Below are 7,364 nucleotides of genomic sequence, written 5' to 3' on the forward strand. Positions count from 1 at the left end.
GAGATGAGGCTTTAGGCTTCTCAAAAACGAGGAGCCTTCTGTGCAATCGGTCAAAAACCAAACATCTTAGGAGGCAAAATGAAAATGAAACAGATGTTCTCTCACCGTCATGTGCGGACAAAAGACGCAGTGCGAGGGTTTACCCTCATTGAGCTTCTTGTAGTTATCGCAATCATTGCGATACTTGCAGCGATTCTGTTCCCCGTCTTCGCCCAAGCACGGGAACAGGCCCGCAAAACCGTATGTCTCTCCAACGTTAAGCAGCTCAACACGGGTGTACAGATGTACATCCAGGATTATGATGAGACGATACCCCTTCTCTGTGGCTCCAACCCTGGGGACAATTCAACGGGCTACAGCTTTGTCACCTGGCAGGATACCACCCAACCCTACATCAAGAACTACCAACTGATGTTTGATCCAGATGGCTTTTACCAAGGGCACACTATTTACTGGGGACAACCCGGTCCGCATCAGTATTTCGACTACATGACCTCCTACGGCATCATGGGAAACATTGCCACTATGAATATGCTGACAGGAGGCAACTTCTCTAGTTGGATCACGAGAAATAAGCAGTGGATCAATAACTTCGTCCCACCAGGTACCCAATATGATGGGGTGGCCGGCGCTGCAGACCTTGGAGGATTCTGGACTGGTATAGCAATGGCACGACCAGTGCCGAGTGTCACGATTGCTGCTGTAGCTCGTCCGGCAGAGTACGCTTTTCTCTACGACGCCGGTAACTTCGATGCTTGGCACTTTACTTTTCCTTCAATTGCCCCGCAAGGTATCGGCTGGTGTGGTGCCTTTACAGACAACAATGGTAATCCATATACCTGGACGTTCTTCGGGCCGAATCCGCTGCATAATGGAAAGTCAGTGAACACCTGCAATATCAACAATCCGAATACACGCGATTTTGAGCAGGGACTTGCTAACGTCTCGTTCCTAGACGGACATGCCAAAGCCTTAAAAGGCCCCTCGCTGCTTCGCCTCACCCCAGATAAAACCCATCTCTACTACTTCACTCTCACTCAGTAGAGAATGACCGGTTCAAATAGGAGCGAGCGATGAAGAAACAGTTAAGTCCTCTTGTGGCGGTGGTTCTTATTGTGCTTGCGGTTTTGATCGCGGCAGGGGCCCTCTTCTACTTTCTTCGCACGCCTTCAGGCCCCGACAACTCTTACATGGCGCGCGAGCACCTGCCGCCACGACGGCCTCCGATTGCGGGTGGAGGCGGTAGATAACCGTGGGAGGACCTGCGTGGGGGGACCGAAAAAGTTTTCGGTCCCCCCATTCGTACGTTTGCTTATTTGGGTAACTACGATACGACCGCCTACTATGTGAGCCCCTCCTACATTAGATGGAGTGCCGGCTCTCGACGCAAGCTCCGCCTCTATCGCCGAACGGGGAAAAGGAATAAGCGCCTCAACGTTTGCCATTTTCCTATCTATTATCACTGCCGCTGCCGACTTTGGGCTAATGTTCCGTCCGAGATACATTCTCGCTGCCTTTCTTGACATTTTACTGATTGCCGAGTATACTTTAAAGTCGGCAAGGGTCGTTAGCTCAGTTGGTAGAGCAGCTGACTCTTAATCAGCGGGCCACAGGTTCGAGTCCTGTACGACCCATTGTTATGTGAGTGGCTTGAAAAAAATAGGCGATTGACGACCTCATAGCATTGCGGAAGTCCCTTGCGCTGAAATTGGCACCGGATCCACGGCGTTGGTGAGGCTCGCACCAAACAATCCCCATGCCCTGTACTGCAGAGCGCAAGAAGGAGATGGAACCTTTCCATCTTCTTTTCGAAAAGCATTTCGCCAAGGCCTCACTCACCTCGTTAGGAGTTGGCTTAGATATCGAAGGCAAGGGAGGGGCGAGAAACGTGAACGTCCCTCCCTAAAAAAGCTAACGGGCAGCGACTTGTTAGTGGGATATTTCTATGATAACCGGATGGTCGCTTAAAGTCAAGGGAAGATTCCGAACGTTGGTGAGCGTCTGTATGGGATTGGTGCCCACGGTGGGGTCGTAGATTTTTGCGGTAGGAACCGTTTTCTCAAACTGCACGCTCACCAAGCTTGTGCCCTCTATCTGTTCATCCCACACCACTAGATCGAAGGTGCCGTTGCTCTTTTGTAGCAGCATATCGTGTACCGTTGCCGGCTCGTTGGGAATGGCATAGGCGAGCCGGCCGGGGTCATGGAGGACGCCTTGATCGGCTAGGATCGTTGTCAGATTATGAAGATAGACGGCCGCTTTTCTGGGCGTGTAGTCCGGTCGGTAAAACCCAAACCTCTGATTCCCCGTCTCGTCTACCCTGTCGCGCAAGAGATAGACGGCAGTATAGCTCCAACCGCGCTTGAACTGGTCGAGATACATGGAAAGCAGGTTCAGGGCATGAACCTCCTCGGTGATCGCGCCTCCGATAAGGGCTCCCGTCTCTGTGGTGACTCGCGGTAGCGAAAGAAGCTGGGATTCGGTGTAGCCCGGATAGTGATGCGCCCATGTCAGGCCGTACTCCACATAGAGGCCGTCCACTTTACAGGCGGAGGTGGGGTCTGCGGCGTTCCACGTTTTGTTATCGGCCAGCCCCGGAGCGTTTGGATGGTAGATATAGTTGTGCACATTGGCGAAGTCGGCATATCTTGTGCCGGCAGGCATCAGGGTGTTGGCTCCTGGGGGAATCGTAAGGAACTGCAGCCCCACGTTATCCGTTTCCGCTCCGTTTTCAGAGATAGACCAGACAGGGTAGTGTTTCAATAAGGGGTCCTTTTTTACGGCTTGGTAGAGGTCTCTTTGAAGTTTCGCTACCGGCAGCCACGAGAGATTTCTGCCACCCTCCTGTCCCTGATAGGTGATTCCCCAGTTGTTCGGTTCATTAGGCCCTTCAAAGGCTAATAGGGCCCCGGCTTTTGCAAGCTGTTCTCCGGTGATAAGGAGCTTTTTAATGTCGGTGCCACCGCTGCCGAGCCCCCAACTATAGCGCACGCCGGTCTGTTGATGAAGATAGATCAGTTTATCGAGGGGAGGATTGCCCTCGATGCCGCTGCGTATCCATCGAACACCGAGATACCGCACACACTCTATGGTCTTATCGAGAATTTCACCGCGTTGACAGATGGCTGAGTTAACCCCAATGGAGTTTAGAAAGTCGCTATCGCGCTTTGCCTGGACGCTCGCGGCCCATGCATCGCCTATAGGTGGTAAAAGAGCGGCGAGAGTACAGGAGGCAACGACAAGGCTGCGAAAAAACCGACAGAAAGCTTGCACGGGCATGTTTTGTCTGTTCTCCTTTTTTGATACAGCTTCATGTTATTTCGCGCTGCGAGATGCGAATCCTGCCTAGGTAAGAAAGTTCAACAAAGGGTAACAAAGTGAGTGTTGATGGCGCCAAAAGGCGGTAGGGTTGACAAAAGGAGGCTGTTTATAGTAAACTGCCCGCCAACATCCGGCATTCGGCCGGATGTTTGTTGCAGCCACACGCGAGGCGGCTCTTATGTCGCTTCCAGTGGCACGCAGATAAGGCATCCGAACGGTGTTCGGGCCATCGGAAAATCCTACAGAAAGGAGGGACAGGTTCTTGGCGACTTCTTCGCCTGTCCGTCGCATCTCCGCGATCGGGGTCATGGCACTCGCCATCGGTGTGGGCGCCACACGGCCAGGAGACGCGACACCGCGACAAACGGATACTACCACGAGCGCACCTCAAACCTCACAGACGCTCACGAAAACGGTGACGCTCAGGGAACCGATCCCCTATCCCACCCTCAGGAAGCCGACCTCTCTGCTGCGAAGCGGTACCAGTCGTATTTTGCGTGGTGGAGTGAAAGGCGAAAAAGAGGTGACCTACCGTATCTGGCTTCGGCCAGACGGCACCGAAATAAAAAGGATTCGCCTCTCAGAGCGTATCCTTAAAAAGCCCGTGCCGGAAGTTGTTCAGGTAGGCATAGCCGCCAAACTTGCCTCACGCGGCTACTTTTCCGGTAGGCGCGTTCTCATTATGAACGCCACCTACTACTACCCTCATGAGGGCAGCGCTACTGGGCGCGCCAGCACCGGCATTAAATGTGGGTACGGTGTGGTGGCCGTAGACCCTCACTACATTCCCTTAGGCACACGTCTCTATATTGAGGGATACGGTTACGCCATCGCTGCCGATGTCGGCAGCGCTATCAAGGGCAACCGAATCGATCTCTGTATCGACTCGTTGCACAATATCGCCCACATTCGAGACATGCACCACGTGCGCGTCCACATCCTAAACTGAGAAAATAGGGTCGTCGGGGCCGAAATGGCTGATGACCATCCGGCAGCAGTCCCGGCGACTTCTCCCTAATGCATCCAGAAGATTTTCAGCCTACCTCGCTCAACGTCCTTCGAGCTTGGCTACGCGAGCACCGCATTCATCCTAGTAAGCGGTTAGGGCAGAACTTTCTTTTCGATCGCAACACGTTGCAGCGCATTCTCCTCGTCGCCGATCTGCGGCCCGAGGAGCCGGTGCTCGAAATCGGCGCCGGTTTTGGGGCATTGACCCAAGCCCTAGCCGAACAGGGCGCAAGGGTGACCGCCATCGAGGTCGATTCACGGCTTAAGCCACCTCTACAGGCCATTGCTAGCCGCTATCCCACCGTACGCCTTGTTTTTGCCGATTTTCTTGAACTCGATCTTGATGTTCTCCTCGATATGGCTTTCGGCGTCGGCAGTATCGGCTCGGCGGTCTCCAATATTCCTTATTCCATCTCCACGCCCCTCGTAGAAAGGCTGCTCTCTCACAAAAACCGTTTCCGCCAAATGATCCTGCTGGTACAGGAGGAGTTTGCCCGGCGGATTGTTGCCAAGCCGGGCAGTAAGGATTACGGATCGCTCTCCGTATTTGTACAGTATCATGCAACGGCTGAGATCGCCGGCGTCGTGCCGCGCACGGTCTTCTTTCCGCAACCGGAGGTTCATTCCGCGATTCTAAAGATCGTGCCGGTCTCGCCAAGCACCCAGCCAGTGGAAAATGAGCGGCGCTTTTTTTCGATCGTGCACGCCGCTTTCGGACAACGTCGTAAAACCCTTCTGAAGGCTCTCCTCGCTGCCGCTTCACAGATCGGGCTTCCAAACGATCGTGCACGTGTGGCTGCCTGGCTTTCTGCGGCCAAGATCGCACCGGAGAGACGCGGCGAAACGCTTTCCCTGGAAGAGTTTGCGCGTCTCGCCAACACCCCTCCGGAGCCGCTTAACTCTCCTGAAGCTCTTTGAGGTAGGCAATGGTAGCTTCGATGGAGCGCGCGCCGAGATCGCCCTCCCCATGCTTGCGGATGCTCACCGTTTGGGCTGCCACATCTCTGTCGCCGCAGATAAGCATAATGGGCACCTTCTGCACCTCGGCATCGCGAATGCGCTTGCCCATCTTCTCGTTACGGCTGTCTATCTCCACCCGGAAGCCCGCTTCCTGAAGGTAGGCCCGAACGCGCTGTGCATACTCCAAATGCCTATCGGCAATGGGGATAATGGTTACTTGCTGCGGCGCCAGCCAGAAGGGGAAGGCACCCGCATAGTGCTCCAGCAGCAGCCCCACCATACGCTCTAAGGAGCCGAACGGCGCGCGATGGATCATGATAGGCCGATGGCGCTGGCCATCCTCCCCCACATACTCTAGCTCGAAGCGCTCTGGAAGGTTGTAATCTACCTGCACCGTGCCCATCTGCCATTCACGACGTAAGGCATCGCGCACCATGAGGTCGAGTTTCGGGCCGTAGAAAGCGGCGTCACCCTCCGCGATCTCATAGTCCATGCCGAGGTCTTGTACCGCCTCGATAATGGCGCGTTGGGCTGCCTCCCAATTCTCATCGGAGCCGATATACTTGTCGTCTTTGGGGTCGCGCACGCCGATTCGCACGCGATACTCTTCTAAGCCTAGGCGTCGCAGCGTGTAAAGCATAAGGTCTACGACACCTTTAAACTCTTCCTTGAGCTGCTCCGGGGTTACGAAGAGATGGCTATCGTCTTGCGTAAACCCACGCACGCGCAACAGGCCGGTTAGCTCCCCGCTCTGTTCATAGCGATAGACGGTTCCGAACTCGGCCAAGCGAAGAGGGAGATCGCGATAGGAGCGCAACTCAGAGGCGTAGATCATGATATGATGGGGACAGTTCATCGGTTTGAGAACATAGGTCTCGTCCTCCTCCTCTCCGCGCATCAGCGGGAACATTTTTGAGTGATAGGTTTGCAGATGGCCGCTACGTTCGTATAGGCGTGCGTTTCCAATATGAGGGGTTACTACCGGCAAATAGCCGCGACGCGTCTGCTCAGCCTTCATGAACTCCATGAGCGTTTCCCGAAGAACCGCGCCCTTCGGAAGCCATAGCGGCAACCCAGGCCCTACCTCATGCGAAAACATAAAGAGGCCCAGCTCTCTGCCTAAAACGCGGTGATCGCGTTTCTTTGCCTCTTCTAATCGCTGTAGGTAGTCCTTGAGCTCCTCTTCGGTCGGCCAAATCGTGCCGTAGATGCGGGTCAGCATCTTATTCTTTTCGTTGCCGCGCCAGTAAGCCCCCGCTGTATGTAGGAGCTTGAAGTGTTTTAATTTCCCCGTCGATTCCACGTGAGGCCCGCGACAGAGATCTACCCAATCGCCCTGACGGTAGAAGGAGATCTCTTCGTTTTCTGGGATATCGCGGATCAGCTCCAGCTTATAGGGTTGATCGAGCCGTTTTTCCAGTTCTATCGCCTCCTCGCGGGAAAGCACCTCGCGTTGAATAGGAAGATCACGTGCGGCGATCTCCCGCATTTTTTCCTCGATCCGCTCCAGATCCTCTTCTCGAATAGGGCACGGCAGCTCAAAATCGTAGTAGAAGCCATCCTCAATAGGCGGGCCAATGGCATATTTCACGCCTGGAAACAGCTCTCCCACAGCTTGAGCCATGAGATGAGCTGCGCTATGCCGTAACCGATAAAGATCGTCATATTTCGTCTCGTCCTTCATACTCACTCCTCCTTAACGACGGTGTAGGGTAGAGAAACGAAAAAACCGCTTCCGAAAACTTCCGGAAGCGGCGCGTTTGCTATCGAGTAGAGCCTTCCTAACAGGCAAAGCCCTCCCTTCGGCGACGCAAACCCGCGCCGCCGTGCTTAGTGCTAACAAGTTCTGGCTTCGCCTCCGAAATCATCAAACTTCTCCCAGTAAAACCCTACGCTGAAATTATACCCCACTGCACCCGCAAAAAAACGATGTTAAAACTGCTAGGGGTTTATGGAATAACGAAGACGTGGGCAGGCTAAGATCCTTCTCCGCTCTCAATGGCCAGCCTTAAAAACGCGGCAGGATGCCGCCATCTAACCCATCAGGGAGGAATTGACACGACAAGATGTTGAAT

6 protein-coding genes and 1 tRNA gene are annotated in these 7,364 nt (G+C 54.2%); 5 read left to right on the forward strand and 2 right to left on the reverse strand.

Annotated features, from left to right (window positions below; all coding sequences use genetic code 11):
* The first annotated feature begins 84 nt into the window (after nt 1–84).
* From CCALI_RS16485 to CCALI_RS09045, 3 genes are all read left to right on the forward strand, one after another.
* Complete coding sequence (locus CCALI_RS16485; protein ID WP_052572373.1) at nt 85–1,044, forward strand: type II secretion system protein; 960 nt, start codon at nt 85–87, stop codon at nt 1,042–1,044.
* A 29-nt stretch (nt 1,045–1,073) separates the two neighbouring features.
* On the forward strand, nt 1,074–1,250 hold the full coding sequence (locus tag CCALI_RS16140) for an archaellin/type IV pilin N-terminal domain-containing protein (RefSeq protein WP_016483180.1): 177 nt from the start codon (nt 1,074–1,076) through the stop codon (nt 1,248–1,250).
* A 311-nt stretch (nt 1,251–1,561) separates the two neighbouring features.
* Nucleotides 1,562–1,634 (forward strand) — tRNA-Lys (locus tag CCALI_RS09045).
* Between the two features lie 295 nt (nt 1,635–1,929).
* On the opposite strand, the gene CCALI_RS09050 is transcribed toward CCALI_RS09045, so the two are convergent.
* A complete protein-coding gene (locus CCALI_RS09050) occupies nt 1,930–3,279 on the reverse strand; it encodes a hypothetical protein (protein WP_016483182.1) in 1,350 nt (449 codons plus the stop codon).
* Between the two features lie 304 nt (nt 3,280–3,583).
* Here CCALI_RS09050 and CCALI_RS09055 point away from each other — a divergent pair, with 304 nt between their 5' ends.
* Both CCALI_RS09055 and rsmA read left to right on the forward strand, forming a co-directional pair.
* Entirely contained in the window at nt 3,584–4,270 is a 687-nt protein-coding gene (locus CCALI_RS09055) for a 3D domain-containing protein (protein WP_016483183.1), read from the forward strand.
* 68 nt (nt 4,271–4,338) lie between these two features.
* A complete protein-coding gene (gene rsmA / locus CCALI_RS09060) occupies nt 4,339–5,247 on the forward strand; it encodes a 16S rRNA (adenine(1518)-N(6)/adenine(1519)-N(6))-dimethyltransferase RsmA (protein WP_016483184.1) in 909 nt (302 codons plus the stop codon).
* On the opposite strand, the gene thrS is transcribed toward rsmA, so the two are convergent.
* The gene (gene thrS / locus CCALI_RS09065) at nt 5,225–6,973 is read right to left on the reverse strand and encodes a threonine--tRNA ligase (RefSeq protein WP_016483185.1); all 1,749 of its coding nucleotides are present in this window, start codon (nt 6,971–6,973) and stop codon (nt 5,225–5,227) included. The two genes, rsmA and thrS, sit on opposite strands and share 23 nt — an antisense overlap.
* Nucleotides 6,974–7,364: the final 391 nt, after the last annotated feature.

It is taken from the genome of Chthonomonas calidirosea T49, assembly GCF_000427095.1.
GTDB lineage: Bacteria > Armatimonadota > Chthonomonadetes > Chthonomonadales > Chthonomonadaceae > Chthonomonas > Chthonomonas calidirosea.